This window comes from Agrobacterium sp. AGB01 (assembly GCF_014851585.1).
GTDB lineage: Bacteria > Pseudomonadota > Alphaproteobacteria > Rhizobiales > Rhizobiaceae > Agrobacterium.
Window position 1 is genome coordinate 258,712 of record NZ_JACVAB010000001.1, and the last position, 18,746, is coordinate 277,457.

Annotated in this window: 15 protein-coding genes; 5 read left to right on the forward strand and 10 right to left on the reverse strand. The window is 55.8% G+C overall.

Annotated elements, in window-relative coordinates; all coding sequences use genetic code 11:
* Positions 1-6: 6 nt before the first annotated feature.
* The 4 genes from IB237_RS01230 to IB237_RS01245 all read right to left on the reverse strand — a co-directional run bounded on the left by IB237_RS01230 (position 7) and on the right by IB237_RS01245 (position 2,249).
* Positions 7-858: a TIGR02587 family membrane protein gene (locus tag IB237_RS01230; protein ID WP_192486798.1), complete on the reverse strand. Its 852-nt coding sequence runs from the start codon at positions 856-858 to the stop codon at positions 7-9.
* Between the two features lie 57 nt (positions 859-915).
* On the reverse strand, positions 916-1,356 hold the full coding sequence (locus tag IB237_RS01235) for a PPC domain-containing DNA-binding protein (RefSeq protein ID WP_192486799.1): 441 nt from the start codon (positions 1,354-1,356) through the stop codon (positions 916-918).
* 90 nt (positions 1,357-1,446) lie between these two features.
* On the reverse strand, positions 1,447-2,007 hold the full coding sequence (locus tag IB237_RS01240) for a DJ-1/PfpI/YhbO family deglycase/protease (RefSeq protein ID WP_192486800.1): 561 nt from the start codon (positions 2,005-2,007) through the stop codon (positions 1,447-1,449).
* Complete coding sequence (locus IB237_RS01245; RefSeq protein WP_192487814.1) at positions 2,004-2,249, reverse strand: hypothetical protein; 246 nt, start codon at positions 2,247-2,249, stop codon at positions 2,004-2,006. The genes IB237_RS01240 and IB237_RS01245 overlap by 4 nt, the downstream gene beginning before the upstream one ends.
* 379 nt (positions 2,250-2,628) lie before the next feature.
* Between IB237_RS01245 and IB237_RS01250 the strand changes: the two genes are divergently transcribed.
* Positions 2,629-2,955: a BA14K family protein gene (locus IB237_RS01250; protein WP_192486801.1), complete on the forward strand. Its 327-nt coding sequence runs from the start codon at positions 2,629-2,631 to the stop codon at positions 2,953-2,955.
* Positions 2,956-2,966: 11 nt separating this feature from the next.
* Here the strand turns inward: IB237_RS01250 and IB237_RS01255 are convergent, their stop codons facing one another.
* The 4 genes from IB237_RS01255 to IB237_RS01270 form a co-directional block, all read right to left on the reverse strand.
* The gene (locus IB237_RS01255) at positions 2,967-3,173 is read right to left on the reverse strand and encodes a hypothetical protein (RefSeq protein WP_192486802.1); all 207 of its coding nucleotides are present in this window, start codon (positions 3,171-3,173) and stop codon (positions 2,967-2,969) included.
* A gap of 131 nt (positions 3,174-3,304) precedes the next feature.
* Positions 3,305-5,518 carry an FAD-dependent oxidoreductase gene (locus IB237_RS01260; RefSeq protein WP_192486803.1) on the reverse strand — a complete coding sequence of 738 codons (2,214 nt, stop codon included), beginning with the start codon at positions 5,516-5,518 and terminating at the stop codon, positions 3,305-3,307.
* Between the two features lie 16 nt (positions 5,519-5,534).
* Positions 5,535-6,743, reverse strand: a complete 1,209-nt coding sequence (locus IB237_RS01265) for an acetyl-CoA C-acetyltransferase (protein ID WP_192486804.1) — start codon at positions 6,741-6,743, stop codon at positions 5,535-5,537.
* 69 nt (positions 6,744-6,812) lie between these two features.
* Positions 6,813-8,609 carry an acyl-CoA dehydrogenase C-terminal domain-containing protein gene (locus tag IB237_RS01270; RefSeq protein ID WP_192486805.1) on the reverse strand — a complete coding sequence of 599 codons (1,797 nt, stop codon included), beginning with the start codon at positions 8,607-8,609 and terminating at the stop codon, positions 6,813-6,815.
* Between the two features lie 370 nt (positions 8,610-8,979).
* Between IB237_RS01270 and IB237_RS01275 the strand changes: the two genes are divergently transcribed.
* The 4 genes from IB237_RS01275 to IB237_RS01290 all read left to right on the forward strand — a co-directional run bounded on the left by IB237_RS01275 (position 8,980) and on the right by IB237_RS01290 (position 15,417).
* Entirely contained in the window at positions 8,980-12,840 is a 3,861-nt protein-coding gene (locus tag IB237_RS01275) for an SEL1-like repeat protein (RefSeq protein WP_192486806.1), read from the forward strand.
* Positions 12,841-13,045: 205 nt separating this feature from the next.
* Positions 13,046-13,972, forward strand: coding sequence for a sulfite exporter TauE/SafE family protein (locus IB237_RS01280; protein WP_192486807.1), 927 nt, complete (start codon positions 13,046-13,048; stop codon positions 13,970-13,972).
* Between the two features lie 32 nt (positions 13,973-14,004).
* A complete protein-coding gene (locus IB237_RS01285) occupies positions 14,005-14,799 on the forward strand; it encodes a TIGR02186 family protein (RefSeq protein WP_192487815.1) in 795 nt (264 codons plus the stop codon).
* Between the two features lie 177 nt (positions 14,800-14,976).
* Positions 14,977-15,417, forward strand: coding sequence for a universal stress protein (locus IB237_RS01290; RefSeq protein ID WP_192486808.1), 441 nt, complete (start codon positions 14,977-14,979; stop codon positions 15,415-15,417).
* A gap of 8 nt (positions 15,418-15,425) precedes the next feature.
* Here IB237_RS01290 and pdeM read toward each other — a convergent pair whose 3' ends face one another.
* Together pdeM and IB237_RS01300 are read right to left on the reverse strand one after the other, a co-directional pair.
* Entirely contained in the window at positions 15,426-16,151 is a 726-nt protein-coding gene (gene pdeM, locus IB237_RS01295; RefSeq protein WP_192486809.1) for a ligase-associated DNA damage response endonuclease PdeM, read from the reverse strand.
* Positions 16,152-16,160: 9 nt separating this feature from the next.
* Positions 16,161-18,671 (reverse strand): ligase-associated DNA damage response DEXH box helicase, encoded by a 2,511-nt coding sequence (locus tag IB237_RS01300; protein WP_192486810.1) that lies wholly within the window; start codon positions 18,669-18,671, stop codon positions 16,161-16,163.
* Positions 18,672-18,746: the final 75 nt, after the last annotated feature.

Consider the following 18,746-nt stretch of genomic DNA (forward strand, 5'->3'; position numbering starts at 1 on the left):
GATTGCTCACAGAATAAGACGGGCGGCCGCAGCACCGATCGAGGCGGGAAAGCCAAGAATGACGGCTGCGGTCAATATTTGAGAGAGTGAAGTGTGGTCCAGTCGCTCGAAGGTCCACAGCGCATAGATGCTGACAGCAAGCGCAATGACATAGCCGGGCATGGTGAAACGAATGAAAGAGTGCCACCACTGGCTTCCATCAGGCAAGCCGTGCGATCCCTTGAAATGCAGGGCGTAGACAAAACCATGCATCAGCGCGATTGAGATTAGCACGATACAGGCAGTGTGAAATGGTGTGATCTTGTAGGCAATCAGGATCATCTCGTCCGTCGGTGCGACGTTCAGATTAAGGAACAGGGCGCCGACCATCATCATGAAAAGCTCATGCAGATAACCGGTCTCGCCTTCGCCGTTGCTCTGTTCTTTTTCTTCTGAATGCGCACCCAGCTGGCTGCGTCCCAACAATGCGCCGATGCTGGCGGGCACCGATTGCAATGCCACTTTAGCAACAATGGTACTTGTGGTCAGCTGGTCGTTGAGGACGCCCAGGAGCAGCAAGATTGCGGCACTGACTGCGATGCCCAGCCCATAAGCGGTGAGCGCATCACGGATAGCCTGATGCCATGAAGAGGTTTTTTCAAAGCCAATGCGGCGCGCAAGCATAATCAGCAAAGGCAGGTTGAGAAGGCAAAGCAGCAGCAACCGCGTGCGATTGACGTAAAGGCCCAAGAACCACATTTCCATGGTCATCAGCATCGGCAGGGCAAATAGCAGGGCACCTGCCAAACCGCGGGCCAGACCTGTCAGGAAATGTCGTGTTTCGTTACCCCCGGACTGACCGGATGCTGCTGTTGCCATGTATCGCCTCCAGCATTCTGCAAGCGATAACGTGTGGTAAAGAACCTTGTTCCCACCTCAGGCGGATGTATCGATAAGTGCGATGCCAAATTCCGGACGGTAGGTGCGTCTAAGCTGGGCGGGCGTTTCCTTGACGATCACTTCCAGCGTCGGGCGGACGTAACCCTTCACGAAATGGCCGCCGCGCGTGTGCCCATCGGAGAACCCTAAAACTGCATGCAGGTGCGGATTGGGTTTGCCCCTTTCATCCAGAGTGATGTCGCCGATCAGGCTCAGTACCTCACTTTGATCATCGATTGGAATGTCGTCGTAGGTTTGTGAAGCAAGGTCGAAAAACGCTAATGTGGCTTTTTCAAACGCGCCAATCGCCGTCACCGACGCGGCGTTGATGTCGTGTTGAATGGCAAAATCCTTGATAATGCCAAATGCTTCTTCGCCGGGTTCGATCACGAGCATAAAAATGCGGTCGCTGTCGTTGGACAGCAGCTTGCTCTGCATCGGTTCTTCTCCCTTATCATGTCGTGTTGCCATCTTCATGGCTCAAAAAAGGACCGCCAGCATAACTGGCGGCCCGTTATGGTTGTTGCCTCAAGCGGCGCGGCGCGGGTGGCGCCCTTCCTCAATTTCTTCAACGATCTTGTCGACAAATGCCTCAAGATCATCAGGTGAACGTGAAGTAATGATGCCCTGATCAACCACCACCTTCTCATCCATCCAGATGCCACCGGCATTCTGAACATCCGTCTTGATGGAACCGTAGGACGTAACCTTCCGTCCGTTGATGGCGTCGGCTTCAATCAGCAGCCATGGAGCATGGCAGATCGCCGCGACCACCTTGCCGGATTCAGTGAATTCACGAACCACACGCATGGCATTTGCATCTGCCCGCAGCTTGTCCGGGTTGATCTGACCGCCCGGAAGCACCAGAGCATCGAAGTCACGGATAAAGACATCCTCAGCTGGAAGATCGACATCAACGGTATCTCCCCAATCTGCCTTGTCCCAGCTTTTGATCTTTCCTGATTTGATGGAGGCGATTTTTACATTCGCGCCACGACGCTGCAATTCCTCGTAAGGCACGCGCAATTCCGAACGTTCGTAGCCGTCAGTCGCCAAAATCACGATGTTAGCGTTAGTAATGTCAGTCATGTTTTCGTCCTTTCGGTTGTATCGGTGTTTCCGTCAGCGTTGATTGACGGCAGAAAGAATTCGACATCTTCGCGAGTTGCCTGATCCAGACTTTCAATATGCTCCTGCCAAAATTCAGCTGCTTTGCTTGGCTCTTCCTCGTACTGGCGAACGAAGGTCTTGTTGTCGTCGATCATCACTTGTCGAGTGCCGCCGAGCTTTAGGTACTGTTCGGCAAGAGTGCGTGTCTCAGTCTTTTCCATATGCGTGTCCTCAGGTAACAGGATGGAAAATGTCTTAGGGCGAAGCGCGCCGGACGGGTAAGAAGCTCGTCTGCCTTTTCGTTGGCCATCAGGAGAAAACGAAAAAATCCTGATGTTCTTCAGCGCCGTCACGTTCGTTTGACACGGCGCGCTTCTGATAAGTGAACGTGAGAGACCGGGCATTGTTCCGGTGAAAATAGGGTTGTGATCGCAGCCAGTTATCACGGCGGCAATATCAACTTCATCAGCCTGAAAAATTGGATGCCTGTTGTCTTGTGTTCACCAAGTATTGTTCACGTCGTGACTTGGTGGCCCAACCATCCGGGAACAAAAAAGCCTCAGCCTTCGTTTGTTTTGCAACGAAGAGAGGGAAATTCCCATGTTTAGAGTGGAAAAATTCGCTTCTGTGTTTGCTTTGAGCCTTGGCCTGCTGGGCGTTGTTACGATGCCTGCCCATGCTTTCAGTATCATCGCTCCTGCAGAGCAAAATCAGGCGGCTGACGGTAATACAGCCAAACGCCATTATCCTTTGGCAGCCTTTGCCGGAGAAGGTGCTTCGAATTCTGGCCAGGATAACTTCCTGTTGTCGGCAGAGGAAGTGCAGCATGTGCAATGGTGCGCCAAACGCTACATGTCTTATCATCCGGTGGATAACACCTATCAGGACAAATCAGGCAAGCGTCTGGAATGTCAGTCACCCTACTGATTGGCGCCAGATCAGGCCTTAAGCGCATAACGGCCTGATTGTGTCTTTGCCTCATTGATTTCGTCATCAAGCGCGCTCAGGCGCATCATATGCGACGTTATGTGGAGAGCGATGGCATTCCTGTCATCGATGGAAAAGCGCCTCCAGCGTTCCAGCCCGGTTATCACCTCGATCAGGTCTTCGCGTTCTTTTTCAAGTTTTGCAATGTTGCAGATCATGGTTGCCGCCCTTTCTGTCTGGGGCGCTAACGTGCTGCAAAAGCAAAAGTTCAAATAAGTAAAATTTAAGGTAAATTTTATCTTTATACCAAGAGGAAGGCGCCGTGCATTGTCTGCACGGCGCCTTTCAATTACGCGGCAGCTTTTTGTGATGCGTAAGGGTCAAACCGGCCATAAAAGGTTTCTCCCTTGGCGGCCATGTCTAGCAACAAAGGTGTTGGTTTGAAGCGTGGGCCGTAGGTCTGGCTAAGCTTGTCAGCCAGTTCCACGAAGGTCTTCACACCCATGCCGTCAATGTAGGAAAGCGCGCCACCCGTATACGGCGCAAAACCAAACCCGAGAATGGAGCCGACATCAGCCTCGCGTGGATCAGTCACAATGCCTTCTTCCACCGTTCGTGCAGCTTCCAGTGCAATGGTCACCAGGAAGCGAGACTTTAGAACGTCCATGTCCACATCGTCTGGCTTCTTTTGCGGGTAGAGGTTTTTAAGGCCCGGCCACAGAGACTTCTTTGCAGGCTTCGGTGGGTAGTCATAAAAGCCCTTGGCGTTCTTGCGGCCAAAACGCTCTTCATCTTCCACCAGCTTTTTCACCAGTGCCATCTGGCGTGGATCGACAGCTTTGTCCCCGAGATCGGCAACCGTTGCCTTGAGAATCTTGTAGGAAAGATCAATGGCAACTTCGTCGTTCAACGCCAATGGGCCAACCGGCATGCCTGCAAATTTCGCAGCATTTTCGATCATCGCCGCTGGAACACCCTCGATCAGCATCTCATAGCTTTCGGCCATGTAACGCAATACGCAACGATTGACGAAGAAACCACGCGTGTCGTTGACGACGATCGGAGTCTTCTTAATTTTCGCCACGTAATCCAGTGCCACAGCCAGAGCCTTGTCACCGGTTTCCTTGCCCAGAATGACTTCGGTCAACATCATCTTCTCAACCGGTGAGAAGAAGTGAATGCCGATAAAATCGGTTGGACGTTCGGAGTGCTTCGCCAGTCCGCTGATTGGCAGAGTTGAGGTATTGGAGGCAAAGATTGCGCCTTCCGGCAGCACGGCTTCCACCTGCTCGATGACCGCTTTCTTGACATCGCGATCTTCGAATACCGCTTCGATAACAAGGTTTGCGGTTTTGAGCGTTGTGTAATCGGCGCTTGGCGTAATGCGGGCGAGAATGGCAGCGCCTTCATCCTGCGTCATGCGGCCCTTGCCGACGCTGTCCTTGACAAGACCTTCGCAGGTCGCTTTGCCCTTGGAAGCGGCTTCATCGTCCCGGTCGATCAGGGTGACATCGAGGCCGGCAACGGCGGTGACATAAGCAATGGATGCGCCCATGAAACCGGCGCCAACTACGCCAACATGTTTCAGAACACTCTTCGGCTGGCCAGCCGGGCGGCGTGCGCCTTTGCCCAGTTCCTGCATCGAGATGAACAGCGAGCGGATCATCGCGAAGGCTTCCTTCGAGCGAAGGATTTCGGTGAAATAACGCTGCTCAACCTTCAATGCGGTATCAAACGGCAATTGCAGGCCTTCGTAAACGCATTTGAGAATGGCAAGGGCTGCAGGGTAGTTGCCAGCACTTTCACGGCGCAGAATAGCCGGTGCCGCAGGCCACAGCTGGGCTGCTGCCGGTGTCCAGATGCCGCCGCCGGGCGCCTTGAAGCCCTTTTCGTCCCAAGGGGCGACCGGTTTCAGACCATCCTTGATCATTTGTTTGGCGGCAGAAATCAGTTGATCCGGCTCGACGACCTGATGAACGAGGTTCATCGCCTTGGCGCGCTGGGCGGTCAACGACTGCCCTGTTGTCATCATCTGCAATGCCGATTGTGCATCGGTCAGGCGTGGAACGCGCTGTGTACCGCCAGCACCGGGGAAAATGCCAACCTTGACCTCAGGCAGTGCCAGCTTGACACTTTTGGCGTTGGAGGCAACCCGGCCATGGCAGGCAAGCGAAAGCTCCAGCGCGCCACCCATGCACGTGCCGTTGATGGCCGATACCCATGGTTTGCCGTTGGTTTCCACCTTGCGGTACAGCCAGTTCATCTTGCCGACGAGATCGAACAGCTTCTGTGCGGCCTCATCCGGGTTCTTCTGTTTTTCCTCATGGTAAAACGAGAACATCGATTTGATCATTGAAAGGTCGGCGCCGCCGGAAAAGGTGCTTTTGCCCGACGTGAATACCACGCCCTTGACGGCAGCATCGGCCACGGTTGCATCGACGATGGCGTCGAGTTCCTGCAGTACCTCTGCGGTAAAGACATTCATGGATTTTTCAGGCATGTCCCATGTTACGAGGGCAATGCCGTCAGCGTCAGTTTCGACGGTAAAATTTGTATAGCTCATCGGTTTCCTCCCGAAATCAAACGCGCTCGATGACCGTTGCCGTACCCATGCCGGCACCGATGCAGAGCGTGACCAGTGCTGTGTTGAGATCACGGCGTTCCAGTTCGTCCAGGACCGTCCCGAGGATCATTGCACCGGTGGCGCCAAGTGGATGGCCCATGGCAATCGCACCACCATTGACGTTCATCTTGTCGCGGCTGATGTCGAAGGCCTGACAATAACGCAGCACCACGGCTGCAAAAGCTTCGTTCAATTCAAACAGGTCAATGTCGGACAGCGACATACCGGTTTTCTTGAGAAGTTTTTCGGTGACATCCACCGGGCCGGTCAACATCAGCGCCGGATCAGAGCCAATGTTAGCAAAGGCCTTGATGCGGGCACGTGGTTTGAGGCTCATGGATTGCCCACCGGCTTTTGAGCCGACCAGAATAGCGGCCGCGCCGTCAACGATACCAGAGGAGTTACCTGCGTGGTGAACGTAGTTGATACGCTCGACTTCCGGATGCGCCATGATGCCAACAGCTTCAAACCCACCCATTTCGCCCGGCATCTGGAACGATGCGTTGAGCGAGGCAAGTGCCTGCATGTCGGTACCCGGACGCATATGTTCGTCACGGTCGAGAATGGTGATGCCATTCTGGTCTTTGACCGGGACAACCGAATTCTTGAAGTAGCCGTTCTCCCAGGCATGGGCAGCACGCTTCTGGCTTTCCACGGCATAAGCATCCACGTCATCGCGGGAAAAGCCGTATTTCGTGGCAATCAGGTCAGCTGAAACACCCTGCGGCATGAAGAATGCAGGGAAGTTGACTGATGGATCCATGTACCAGGCTCCGCCGGACATGCCCATGCCAACGCGCGACATGCTTTCTACGCCGCCTGCAATGACGATATCGTCAGAGCCAGCGGCAACCTTGCCGGCGGCAAAATTGACGGCGTCCAGACCCGAGGCGCAAAAGCGCGAGATCTGCATGCCCGGTGCCTTTGTCGAATAACCCGCCTCGAAAGCGGCAGCCTTCGGGATCACCGCACCGGCATCCATGACAGGATCCACGCAACCCATGATGATGTCGTCAACGGTTGACGTATCAAGTCCGTTACGATCGCGGATTGCTTCTAATGTCTTGGCAGCAAGACGAACGGATGGCACTTCATGCAAACTGCCGTCCTTCTTGCCGCGTCCGCGCGGAGTGCGGACATGATCGTAAATATATACCTCGGTCATTCTCTATCTCCCTGTGACGCATGGAGCGTCTTCGAAATCTTGGCGGGGCAAAAGAGGGGCGTATGCCCCTCAGAACGCCTCGGCAGCCAGTTCCATCATCGTGTCGGCACCCGTCTCGATGCGGGTCTTGCGCAGAACGGTTTCCGGCATAATACGCTCCATGAAGAACTTTGCCGTGACGAGTTTGGTCTTGAGATAATCCACGTCCGATGCACTGCCGGATGACAAAGCGCTCTGCGCTGCCTTGGCCATGCGGGCATGCATATAACCCAGGACAACAAGGCCGAAGAGGTGCATGTAGTCGGTCGAACCGGCACCGGCATTGTCAGGTTTTGCCATTGCGTTCTGCATGAACCACATGGTTGCCGCCTGCAAATCGTTCAAGCCCTTTTTCAGACCCTTGGTGTAGGTAACCAGTGCCTCATCCGCGCGGTTGTCCTCGCAGAAATCGCCGATTTCCTTAAAAAGCGCCATGACAGCACGTCCGCCATTCAGGCCAAGCTTGCGGCCGACCAGATCCAGCGCCTGAATGCCATTGGCGCCTTCATAGATCATGGTGATCCGCGCATCACGCACATACTGGCTCATGCCGTGTTCTTCGATGTAGCCGTGGCCGCCAAACACCTGCTGTGCCATAACCGCATGGTCAAAGCCCTTGTCGGTCAGCACACCCTTGAGGATTGGCGTTACCAGTCCAAGCAGGTCATCCGCCGCCTGGCGCTCCTTTTCGTCCGTAGAGCGATGGGCGATATCCGACTGCAGTGCCGTCCACAAAAGAAATGCGCGACCAGCCTCGTTATAGGCCTTGATCGTCATCAGCGTGCGGCGCACATCGGGATGCACGATAATCGGATCAGCTTTTTTCTCCGGTGCTTTGGCGCCAGACAATGAACGACCCTGAATACGTTCGCGGGCATATTCGACGGCGTTCTGATAGGCGATTTCGCCAACCGAAAGACCCTGCAGGCCAACGCCGAGGCGGGCTTCGTTCATCATCACGAACATGGCTGAGAGGCCCTTGTTCTCTGCGCCAAGCAGATAACCGGTCGCATCGTCATAGTTCATAACGCAGGTCGAGTTGCCATGAATGCCCATCTTGTGCTCGATGGCTCCGCAGACCACACCGTTGCGGGCACCCTGTGTTCCGTCGTCATTCACCAGGAATTTCGGCACGATGAACAGGGAAATACCCTTGGTGCCTTCAGGCGCGCCTTCGATACGGGCGATCACCAGATGCACGATGTTGTCGGTCATGGAGTGTTCACCAGCCGAGATGAAAATCTTCTGGCCGGAAATCTTGTAAGTGCCATCGCCCTGCGGAACCGCCTTGGTGCGCAGCAGACCGAGGTCAGTGCCGCAATGGGGTTCGGTCAAGTTCATGGTGCCGGACCACGTGCCTTCAACCATCTTTGGCAGGTAGGTCTGTTTCTGTTCGTCGGTACCGTGAACGAGGATTGCAGCAATCGCGCCCTGCGTCAGGCCGGGATACATCATCAGCGACAGGTTGGCAGATGACATATATTCGCCGATGGCGGCATGCATCGTGTAAGGAAGACCTTGCCCACCAAATTCCTGAGGAACGGCAAGACCGATCCACCCGCCGGCGCAATAGGCATCGTAAGCCTGTTTGAAACCGTCCGGTACGGAAACGGATCCATCGTCTGCGCGTTTGCAGCCTTGGCTGTCGCCGGGCAAGTTAAGCGGGAAAAGCTGTTCTTCCGCCAGTTTCGCGGCCTCACCGGCAATCGCCTCGATCATATCGGGAGTGGCGTCTTCAAAACCGGGAAGATTATTGTAGCGCTCCAAACCGAGCACATCATTGAGAATGAAAAGCGTATCTTTAACAGGGGCCTTGTAAACAGGCATTACCGATGTTCCTCCGCATCGTTCAAGCACGTATGCCAGCATAGTTACAAATTTTGACGTTTGCGTAAACGTCAAAATGCTCAGGTGGGTAAATTTATCGGGAGCAAGGAGCGGTTATTGGCGTCGGAAAAGCGAGAATCCATAAATTTTTAAGGGAATTAAAGGAAAAGTTAAAAAATACCGACGTCGGTTAACCACTTCTTTACCACGTTTCGTAAATTGTTCGAAACGTGGTGTCTGTTCGCGTTGTCTGCTCGTTTACCTCAAACGTGCATCGCAACGAGTCGGGGTTGGGGTGGCCCATTCTCGATGGCAATGCAGATCGACGCTATGGCGGACCAATGCCAACCATCGCGAAGTGAGCAGGAACATGAACGGATCGAGACCAAATCGGTATAGCGATGGCAGATCGTCCCTTGATGCCTTGAGCCGGACCATTGAGGGGCTGGAAGCTCGCATTGAGGGCCTCATGGGTCAGCCTCCTCAGGAACCACAGCCTCAGCGTCGGCCAGAGCCGGTAGAACGCCACGTTCAGCCGCCGCTTGCTGCTCGGCCGGAGCGTTTTGATCCAATCAACGAAATTCGCCAGCGCCAGCGTGCCCTGAATGCAGCGACGAGACCGCCACGGCAGGAAGATCGCCAGGAACGTCTCGAGCGGCAAGAACGCCCAGCGCCCCGCCAGCCGGAGCGCGCCCCGTTTGTGCCCGCGCCGCGCCCACCTTTGGCGCGCTCGACTGCTACACCGCCCGCAGACGCTCCTCAGCGCGCCTATCAGTCTTACGAGCCACGGCAGCCTCAGCCGCCAGTCGTTTCCCAGCCCAACGATACCGCCATGCGTGATATCGCGCAGGCGCTTGTCAGCCTGCGCCAGGAACTGAAGCAGGATCTTTCCGAAGGCATTGCGCGCGAAGTGCAGGGCCTGCGCTCGGAAATCCGCAGCATCAAATCAATCGCTGAAGACAATCAGTTTGTCGGTGATATCCGCTCCGACATCGACCGTTTGGCTGCCAGCATCGATCAACTCGGTGGCAGTGCTTCGCCGAATGCTTATGGCTTGCGCGAGGAGTTCGATGATCTGCGCGCCCTGATGGATCAGCTTGCGCGGCAGGACACCGTCAGCCGTATTGAAGATCACTGGGAGAACGTTGAGGAGAACCTCAGCAAGTTCGACACATCTGCACTGCAAGAAGAGATTGTTTCGCTGGCCTACCGACTGGATGACATCAAGGGCCACCTTGGTGCGATGAGCGACAGCCCAGCGGTTCGCATTCTGGAAGAAAAGCTGATCACCATTGCCGAAGCTGTGGAACAGCTTGGCAAGCATATGCAGCCTTCCGGTGGCGCAATTACGGAGCAATTCTCCAATCTTGACCAGCGCCTTGATGAAATCAGCCGTGCGATTGCCGCAACTAGCTCGCGCAATGCCGCACCGGCCCTGGACACATCGCTGTTCCAGCGGCTTGAAGGTCGCCTCAACGGATTGGCTGCGCAGATTGATGAGTTGAGCAACGCCTCTGCTCGCAGCAATCCGGCAGACGAACTTGCCGGTCGCATGGAAGCACTGACCCGCCGGATCGAAGAACTGGCAACCGAGCGCAATGCCGTCCATCTGGATGAGCGGCTCGATCAGCTTTCGCTGATGATGGAGCGTGCTCAAAAACCGGTTGCGCAGCCGGAGCTGACAGGTTTCCTTACCGACATTTCGCGTAAGATCGAAGCGCTGGATCATGGCACGTTCAATGATGCCCTGGCCTCGCGTCTCGATGATCTGGCACGCCGTATCGAGGATCTCGACTACCGTCAGGCACAACAGCAGCAACAGCCGGTTGCCGCCTTTGATGATGGTGCTTTCCTGCGGTTGGAAGAGCGGCTGGTCGATATCGCCGCGCGTCTTGACGAAACCTCGTCGTCATCACCGACCGATTACAACGCATTGCAAAATCTGGAAGACCAGATTGCAAACCTGTCCTCGCTGATCAGCCAGCCGGTGCAGCCTGAGCCGTTTGTAATGCCTGCGGAACTTGATGCCCGCATGGCTGCAATCGAAGATTATATGGCTTCCAACGATGAGTATATCATCGAGGCGGCACGTCAGGCGGCAGAAGCCGTGGTGGATGCCTATTCCCGCAAGGGTTTGTCGGGAAATGTCCAGCAGACCGACATGACGATGCTGAACGACCTAGCCAGCGATTTGCGCAATCTGGAAAACCTCAGCCGCTCGTCAGAAGAGCGTACCCATCGCACATTCGAAGCGCTGCATGAAACCCTCGTGCAGATTGCCGGTCGTCTCGACAGCTTCGACAACCGCTCCTTCTCGGAAACAAATTTCGCAGCAGCGCAGCAATCCTGGCAGCAGGAACCGGTAGAAAACCGCCCGGCGCGCGAACCCGCTGCCGAAATGGCATCCGGCAGCCTTTTTGCTTATGCCGGTGAAGAAGAGGCTGCACCTGCAAAGCCGCTGTTCAACAGCGCAGCCATTGAGCGTCAGCTGTCGGAAGAGGCGGCCCAGCAACTGGAAACCGCGGCAGAAGCCCTGATCATTCCGGAAGCACGTCCGCCTGCCGATGTGGCTATCGCTGATCAGCCAGCCGCTCCGGTCAAGGAAAAGCGTGGCCTGCTCGCGAGCCTGACAAGCCGTTTCAAGTCCGAGGCATCGCGCACAACAGCGGCCGAGCCACAGCAGCGCACCCAGATCAATCCTGCCCCATCGCTGGATCCGATCGACGTTCTGCCTGCCGGTCAGGAAAACGAGCTGCTTGAGCCTGGCTCTGGCGTACCGGACGTCAAGAAGATCCTTGAGCGTGTCCGTGCCAGCCAGAATGCACAGCGTGACACGGGTAAACCTGCCGCTCCTGAAGTTAGCAAGGCAGACTTCATCGCTGCTGCTCGCCGCGCGGCGCAGGCCGCTGCACAGGAAACGATGCCTGAAAAGGCATCTGGTGCTGCCAGTAAGGATGCCGCAGGTCAGGAAGGCAAAGCCTCCGCATTTGCACGTTACCGCCGCCCCATCCTGATGGGTATCGGTGCGATCCTGCTGGTGATGATGGCTCTGCCGCTGGTCAAGTCGGCTATCGAAGGTGAACCTGCATCGCAGGTTATCGAGCAGGCTCCAACCCAAACCCCGGGTGAAAACTCTGCGATCACACCTCCTGCTGCTCCGGAAGTTGCACATGAGCCGGTGACCATTCCGTCCGACCTGCTGTTGGAAAACGACAAGGCCGTTGAACAGGACGCGGCAATGACCGCCAATCAGCAGCCGAATACCATAGATGAAAGAACCATCGGTGGTGCACCGCTGCCTGAAGCTGAAACGACAGCCCAGCCGCAGCAGGAAACATTGCGTGCACCGGTCGATGCCGTTGTTGCTGACAAGATTGCGATTCCGTCTGAAATTCAGCCTACTTCTCTGTCTGAGGCAGCTGCTTCCGGCAATGCAGCTGCATTGTTCGAAGTTGGCGCACGTTACACCGAAGGACGTGGCGTTGCTGAAAATGCCGGCGAAGCTGCGAAATGGTACAAACTTGCTGCAGACCGTGGTCTCGCGCCCGCTCAGTACCGTCTTGGTAACATGCTGGAAAAAGGAAACGGCGTTTCGCGCGACCTGAATGAAGCCAGCGCCTATTACGCCAAGGCTGCAGAGCAGGGCAATGCCGGTGCCATGCATAATCTGGCGGTGCTTCTGGCCTCTGATGCGATTGGCCAGCCAAATTACGTACAGGCGGCAAACTGGTTCCAGAAGGCGTCTGAACTTGGTGTTCACGACAGCCAGTTCAACCTTGCCATACTCTATGCACGTGGCAGCGGCGTCAGCCAGAACATTGAAGAATCCTACAAGTGGTTTGCCATCGCAGCAAATGGCGGAGACAATGACGCAGCCCAGAAGCGCGATGAAGTTGCAAAGGCTATGCAGCCTGCACAGCTTGAAAGCGCGCGCGCCAAGGTTGCCGCCTGGAAGCCGACACCACTCAACGAAGACACCAATGCCGTCAACATGCCGGATGAGTGGGCTGGCATGGAAGGTGTAAAAACCTCTACGGTCGACATGACCAAGGCAATCCGCAACATTCAGGCCATTCTGAACAAGAACGGTTTTGATGCGGGAACTGCCGACGGTCAGATGGGCAAAAAGACGGTTGCCGCCATCAAGGCATTCCAGCAGTCCATTGGACAGGAACCTGACGGCCGCATTTCCGATAACCTTGTTAAGGCCCTGCTGGAGCGCAACGCGTAAACTTGAACGCCCCGGCAGCAAAGTTTCCAAATTATCAACGCAATTCCGGTAGATGAATTGACTTGCCTGCCCCCGGCAGGCATGACAGTTCAGGATGTGCGGTCAAGCCGCGTTCCTTGACTGCCGGAATGCTAAGATCAGGCAAACACTCCAAACGACCGCTTTGCCTTTCAGCCTTGACCCGTACCCTGCTTGAGGTCCGACCGTGACTGTTTATCTGCCGATTGCGGAACTGTCGGTGAATATTTTCATCATTCTGGGCATGGGCGCCGCTGTTGGATTTCTGTCCGGCATGTTTGGTGTAGGTGGCGGGTTCCTGATCACTCCACTGCTGATTTTCTACAATATTCCCCCCGTTGTTGCGGTTGCGACCGGTGCTAATCAGGTTGTCGCATCGTCAATTTCCGGTTCGATATCGCATTTCCGACGCGGTACGCTGGACGTGAAGCTGGGAAGTATCCTGCTTATTGGCGGTATTGGTGGGGCAACGGCTGGTATCTGGCTGTTCTCGCTGCTGCGGCGCGCCGGCCAGCTCGACCTTATCATTTCGCTGCTTTATGTGATTTTTCTCGGCACCGTCGGCGGTTTGATGCTGATGGAAAGCATTGTGGCGCTTCGCCGCGCTGCCCGCAACGAGCAGGTCACGTTGAAAAGACCGGGGCATCATAACTGGGTACACCGCCTGCCGTTTAAAATGCGGTTCAAGAAATCCAAGATCTATCTCAGCATCATTCCGCTGATTGGCCTTGGTTTCTTTATCGGCGTCCTGACCTCGGTAATGGGTGTCGGCGGCGGTTTCATCATGGTTCCTGCCATGATCTACCTGCTGCGTATCCCGACCAACGTCGTTGTCGGAACCTCGCTGTTCCAGATCATTTTCGTGACCGCCTATACGACGATCGTGCAGGCTGCGACCAACTATTCCGTCGACATCGTTCTGGCCTTCATCCTGATGATTGCCGGTGTAGTCGGCGCCCAATACGGGGTACGCGTCGGCCAGAAGCTGCGCGGCGAACAGCTGCGCGCTCTTCTTGCATTGCTTGTTCTGGCTGTTGGTGTACGTCTTGCCATCGCGCTGGTCGTCAGGCCAGAGGACCTGTTCTCGGTTGCCGTGGGAGGGGTGGGCTTTTGATCCGCAAACTTTTCCGCGCGCTGTTTGCCACTATGGTACTGGGTGGTTCCGCATGGGCACAAACACCGCCACAGATCCCGGCCTTGACGACATCACCTTACGGCCAACCACAGACGGTGCGTGAGACTATCGAGATTGGTGCTTCGACGACGGAAATCGCCATCACCTCGGATTTCCGTGGTGCTGATTTTACGATGTTCGGTGCGCTCAACAATCCCGACCAATTGCTGCTGGCCATCGGCCAATATGATGTCATCGTCACACTGGCAGGCCCGCTGGACCTGGCGACGGTGCGCAAGAAAGAACGTGTCTTTGGCATCTGGGTCAACACCAGCTCGATCAGCTTTGAGCCGCTGCCGGAATCCTATGCGCTTGCCAGCACACGCGATGTCAATTCCATTGCCAGCCCCGAAGTGCTCAACGATATAGGTCTTGGTGTAAACCACCTGCCTCTGGTAACGGCAGGCTACGCGGGCGAGCCTGACAATATTGGAGAGTTCCGTCAGGCCTATCGTCGCCTCAAACTATCCGATGGTATTTATCGCAATGATGAAACTGGCGTGCGTCTGGAGCGTACCGGCCTGTTTTGGGCAACGCTGCGCCTGCCAGCCAACGTACCGAATGGCGTACACACCGCCCGTGCCTATCTGTTCAAGAGCGGTGACTTCATTGCGCAACGAGAGCTGCGCCTGCGTGTCGTTAAAACTGGCATCGAACAGGCCATTACCGATGCTGCCCATCAAACACCACTTGCCTATGGCATGTTGTGTGTTCTGATCGCCGTCATTACCGGCTGGAGCGCCAGCATCCTGTTCCGCAAGGACTGATATCCTCCCGGTAATATCAGCTTGATTGCTTGATACGGATCAATCTGCAAATTGCCGTTCAGGTGCATGATGTCCTTATCAGCGCACAGGCACAGTTTCGTTCTGGTAGCGCTGTTTTTCAAGCGTTGCGGCAGGTCGGTAACCTGATGGGTCCTCTGCTGCGAAAGGGGAAATGCCATGTTCAAGCACATTCTCATTCCAACCGACGGATCACCCTTAGCGCAGATCGCTATCGATAGCGGTTTTGCGCTGGCAAAGGATGCCGGAGCCAAGGTCACGGTCATCACGGTTGCCGAACCGTTCCACATCGTCGCGGCCGATGCGGATAACATTGCCGTCATCACCGAACAGGAAGAAACGCATATTTGTGATGAGGCCGAGCAGGTATTGAAAGACACGCAGGCGAGGGCCAAGACGCTGGGACTGGAGTGCGACGCGCTGTTTGCCCGCGCCACCAAGGCGCATGAAGCGATTATCGAGGCTGCAAACCAGATTGGCTGCGATCTGATTGCCATGGCCTCTCATGGTCGCAAGGGCGTCCGTGCCATGGTTCTGGGCAGCGTCACCTCGAAGGTGTTGAGCAATTCGAACATTCCGGTTCTGGTCTACCGCCAGTAATTTGGAGGTCAGCCGATCAGGTTGTCGAAACGTACGGAATAAATCCTGTCGCGGCCGAGCATATGGGCCACGAGATGCGTCCTGTTAAATAGTCCCTTCATGGCGGCATGCCGGAGGTCCAGCCCGCCGGTGGTCACACCAAAGGCCGGCATCACAAGACGTGTGCCATCGGTGGCAAAACAGGCGCGGCGTACCGACTTTTCACGTCGCCTGACCACGGCTGCCGGATGCAGATGTCCGGCGATTTCGCCATTGGCTTGGCCTGGTTTCGGTTCATGTCTGAAGACAAGGCCGGAACAATGCAGTTCATCGACCGAGTTCCCAGGCAATCCAACCGCGCCATCAGGGTCATGGTTACCATTGACCCACAGCCAGTCACGACCTTTCGCCATATCTTTGATGGATTGGCGAAACAGCGGGGGCAGCAGGGCAGAGCCTTTCCGGTCGTGGAAATTATCGCCAAGGGTGACCACCGTCTTGGGAGCGTAACGGTCGATGAGGATTTGCAACAGTCGCAGTGTCGCAAGTGTGTCGTAAGGTGGGTGCAGCTGACCACGACGCGCGAAGGCAGCGCCTTTTTCCAGATGCAGGTCCGAGACAACAAGCATGGCATGTTGGGGAATAAACAATCCGCCTAGCGGATCGCACAGCACAGCAACATCATGCACACCAATTTCGGCGCACTGGCTTGGTGTCTGTGCAGTCACATCGCGGTAGCTGGCAATACGGTTCATGCTGTTGCGTTATTCCTTCATGGCTTCGCGAATAAGGTCTTCTGCCGCTTCCTCAAGCACCGTTTCATGGGCTTCGCCAGCCACGTGCTCGCGTCCTATTTCCAGCATCACCGGCACGGCCAGCGGCGAAACCCGCTCAAGCGCCCGGTGGGTTATATGGCTTCTGATTCGCTTCAGCATATCTCCAAGCCTGCCGATATCCAAAAGTCCGGAGGCTGCATCAATCCGTGTTGCCTCCATCAGAATGTGGTCGGGCTCATGGGTTCGTAACACGTCATAGATCAGATCGGTTGATACAGTGACTTGTCGTCCGGTCTTTTCCTTGCCTGGATGCCGCCTTTCGATCAACCCTGAAATCACGGCACAGTTGCGAAAAGTCCGCTTCAGCAAAAAGGATTCGTTGAGCCACGCTTCTAGATCGTCGCCCAGCATATCTTCGTCAAGAAGCTCATTGAGGGAGAGACGATCGTTGGCCAGCATCCGGCCCATGTCCTCCATGCCCCATATGGCAAGCGAATAATCTGTCGCCACGAAACCAAGTGGCTTGGCACCGGCACGTTCTAGCCGACGGGTCAGCAACATGCCAAGCGTCTGGTGCGCCAGCCTGCCTTCAAACGGATAACAGATAAGGTAAAAGCGTTTGCGATGTTCGAAGGTTTCAACAAGCAGCTCATTGCGTGCCGGAATGAGCGATCTTTCTTTTTGGATTTCCAGCCAGTCGCGCACCTGATCGGGCAGTTGCGACCAGCGGGCAGGGTCTGCCAGCATGGAACGGACCTGATCGGCAAGATAGGTCGATAGCGGGAATTTTCCCCCGGCATAGGATGGAATTTTCGGGTCCATGGAAGAGGCCTGCGAGGCAAGACATTCATTTTCACGGATACCCTCGAAACGTAGCACCTTGCCGGAGAACACGAATGTATCGCCCTGAACGAGCTGTTCCAGAAAATACTCCTCGACCTTGCCCAGTGACATTCCGCCGCGGCCAAGCGTGCCACGGTCATTACGTTTGACCATCCGCACATTCAGTTCGGCCGCTTCGATGATGGTCCCGAGGTTCATTCGGTATTGCTGCGCGACCTGCGGATTGGAGACCCGCCACAAGCCATCCTTCGTCTTGCGAATGCGGGCGTATCGCTCGTAGGTGCGTAGTGCGTAGCCACCGGTCGCGACAAAGTCGAGAACCCGATCATATGTACCGCGTGCCAGTGGCGCGTAGGGATAGGCACTGGCCACTTCCTTAAACAGCATGTCGGCATCAAAAGGTGTGGCACAGGCCATGCCCAGAATGTGCTGCGCCAGCACGTCCAGCGTGCCGGCACTGACCGGCGGCGTGTCCTGCGCACCAATGTAATTGGCGTCGAGTGCCGCCTGACACTCCATCACCTCGAAACGATTGGCCGGAACCAGGATTGCCTTGCTCGGCTCGTCCATGCGGTGATTGGATCGGCCGATGCGCTGCGCCAGACGACTTGCTCCTTTCGGAGCACCGACATGGACGACCAGATCGACATCACCCCAGTCAATGCCAAGGTCCAATGTCGAGGTGGCGACAACGGCACGCAACCGGTTTTCTGACATTGCCGCTTCCACCCTGCGGCGTTGTCCGGCATCCAGTGAGCCGTGATGCAGGGCAATCGGTAGATTGTCGTCATTGATGCTCCAGAGTTCCTGGAAAATCCGTTCCGCTTGCGAACGCGTGTTGACGAAGATCAGCGTTGTCTGATGCTGTTTCAGGATCTCATAGAGTTCCGGCATTGCATATTGTGCCGAGTGGCCGGACCAGGGAATGCGCTCCTGCGCATGTAATATTGCGATGTCCGGTTTCGCGCCACCGGACACGGTTATGACACCGGCAGGACCGATATCGCAATGCTGGGGTGCCAGCCATTGCCGCAGCTCCATCGGTTCGGCAACCGTCGCTGACAGACCGATTGTACGCATGCCCGGGGCGTGTTTGCGTAGCCGCGCCAGACCAAGCGACAACAGATGCCCGCGCTTGGATGTAACGAGTGAATGCAACTCATCCAGCACGACAAATTTCAGGTCTTTGAAGAACCTTTCCGCTTCGCGGTTGGCCAACAGAAGCGCGACCTGTTCGGGCGTGGTCAGCAGGATATCCGGCGGGTTCAATTTTTGTCGCTGCCGTTTACCCTGTGGCGTATCGCCGGTACGGGTCTCAACGGTAATCGGCAGTCCCATTTCCGAGACAGGCTTCATCAGGTTGCGCTCGATATCGACAGCCAGTGCCTTGAGCGGCGAGATATAGAGAGTATGCACACCCTGAAAAGCCTCACGGGGCAGCTTGCGAGACTTAGGGCGCTCGGCAAGGTCAGTCAGGGAAGAGAGGAAACCACCAAGCGTCTTACCGGCGCCGGTTGGCGCGATCAACAGCATGTTCTCGCCATTACGCGCCCGCGCCATCAGTTCAAGCTGATGGGGGCGTGGTTGCCAGCCCTTGTCCTGAAACCAGCGACTGAATACAGCCGGAAGTGTCGTGGTTTGTGCCTTACTGTTCAATCACTCGCGCCTTGCAGGTATTGCCGCAACCCGCAGCCAACGTGCGGAAGATGCTCAATATGTGGGCTGCAGGGC

What these genes read in the sequence shown, in the direction of transcription:
- IB237_RS01230 (WP_192486798.1), bottom strand. Translation starts at nt 858, where the DNA reads ATGGCAACAGCAGCATCCGGTCAGTCCGGGGGTAACGAAACACGACAT.
- IB237_RS01235 (WP_192486799.1), bottom strand. Translation starts at nt 1,356, where the DNA reads ATGCAGAGCAAGCTGCTGTCCAACGACAGCGACCGCATTTTTATGCTC.
- IB237_RS01240 (WP_192486800.1), bottom strand. Translation starts at nt 2,007, where the DNA reads ATGACTGACATTACTAACGCTAACATCGTGATTTTGGCGACTGACGGC.
- IB237_RS01245 (WP_192487814.1), bottom strand. Translation starts at nt 2,249, where the DNA reads ATGGAAAAGACTGAGACACGCACTCTTGCCGAACAGTACCTAAAGCTC.
- IB237_RS01250 (WP_192486801.1), top strand. Translation starts at nt 2,629, where the DNA reads ATGTTTAGAGTGGAAAAATTCGCTTCTGTGTTTGCTTTGAGCCTTGGC.
- IB237_RS01255 (WP_192486802.1), bottom strand. Translation starts at nt 3,173, where the DNA reads ATGATCTGCAACATTGCAAAACTTGAAAAAGAACGCGAAGACCTGATC.
- IB237_RS01260 (WP_192486803.1), bottom strand. Translation starts at nt 5,518, where the DNA reads ATGAGCTATACAAATTTTACCGTCGAAACTGACGCTGACGGCATTGCC.
- IB237_RS01265 (WP_192486804.1), bottom strand. Translation starts at nt 6,743, where the DNA reads ATGACCGAGGTATATATTTACGATCATGTCCGCACTCCGCGCGGACGC.
- IB237_RS01270 (WP_192486805.1), bottom strand. Translation starts at nt 8,609, where the DNA reads ATGCCTGTTTACAAGGCCCCTGTTAAAGATACGCTTTTCATTCTCAAT.
- IB237_RS01275 (WP_192486806.1), top strand. Translation starts at nt 8,980, where the DNA reads ATGAACGGATCGAGACCAAATCGGTATAGCGATGGCAGATCGTCCCTT.
- IB237_RS01285 (WP_192487815.1), top strand. Translation starts at nt 14,005, where the DNA reads ATGGTACTGGGTGGTTCCGCATGGGCACAAACACCGCCACAGATCCCG.
- IB237_RS01290 (WP_192486808.1), top strand. Translation starts at nt 14,977, where the DNA reads ATGTTCAAGCACATTCTCATTCCAACCGACGGATCACCCTTAGCGCAG.
- pdeM (WP_192486809.1), bottom strand. Translation starts at nt 16,151, where the DNA reads ATGAACCGTATTGCCAGCTACCGCGATGTGACTGCACAGACACCAAGC.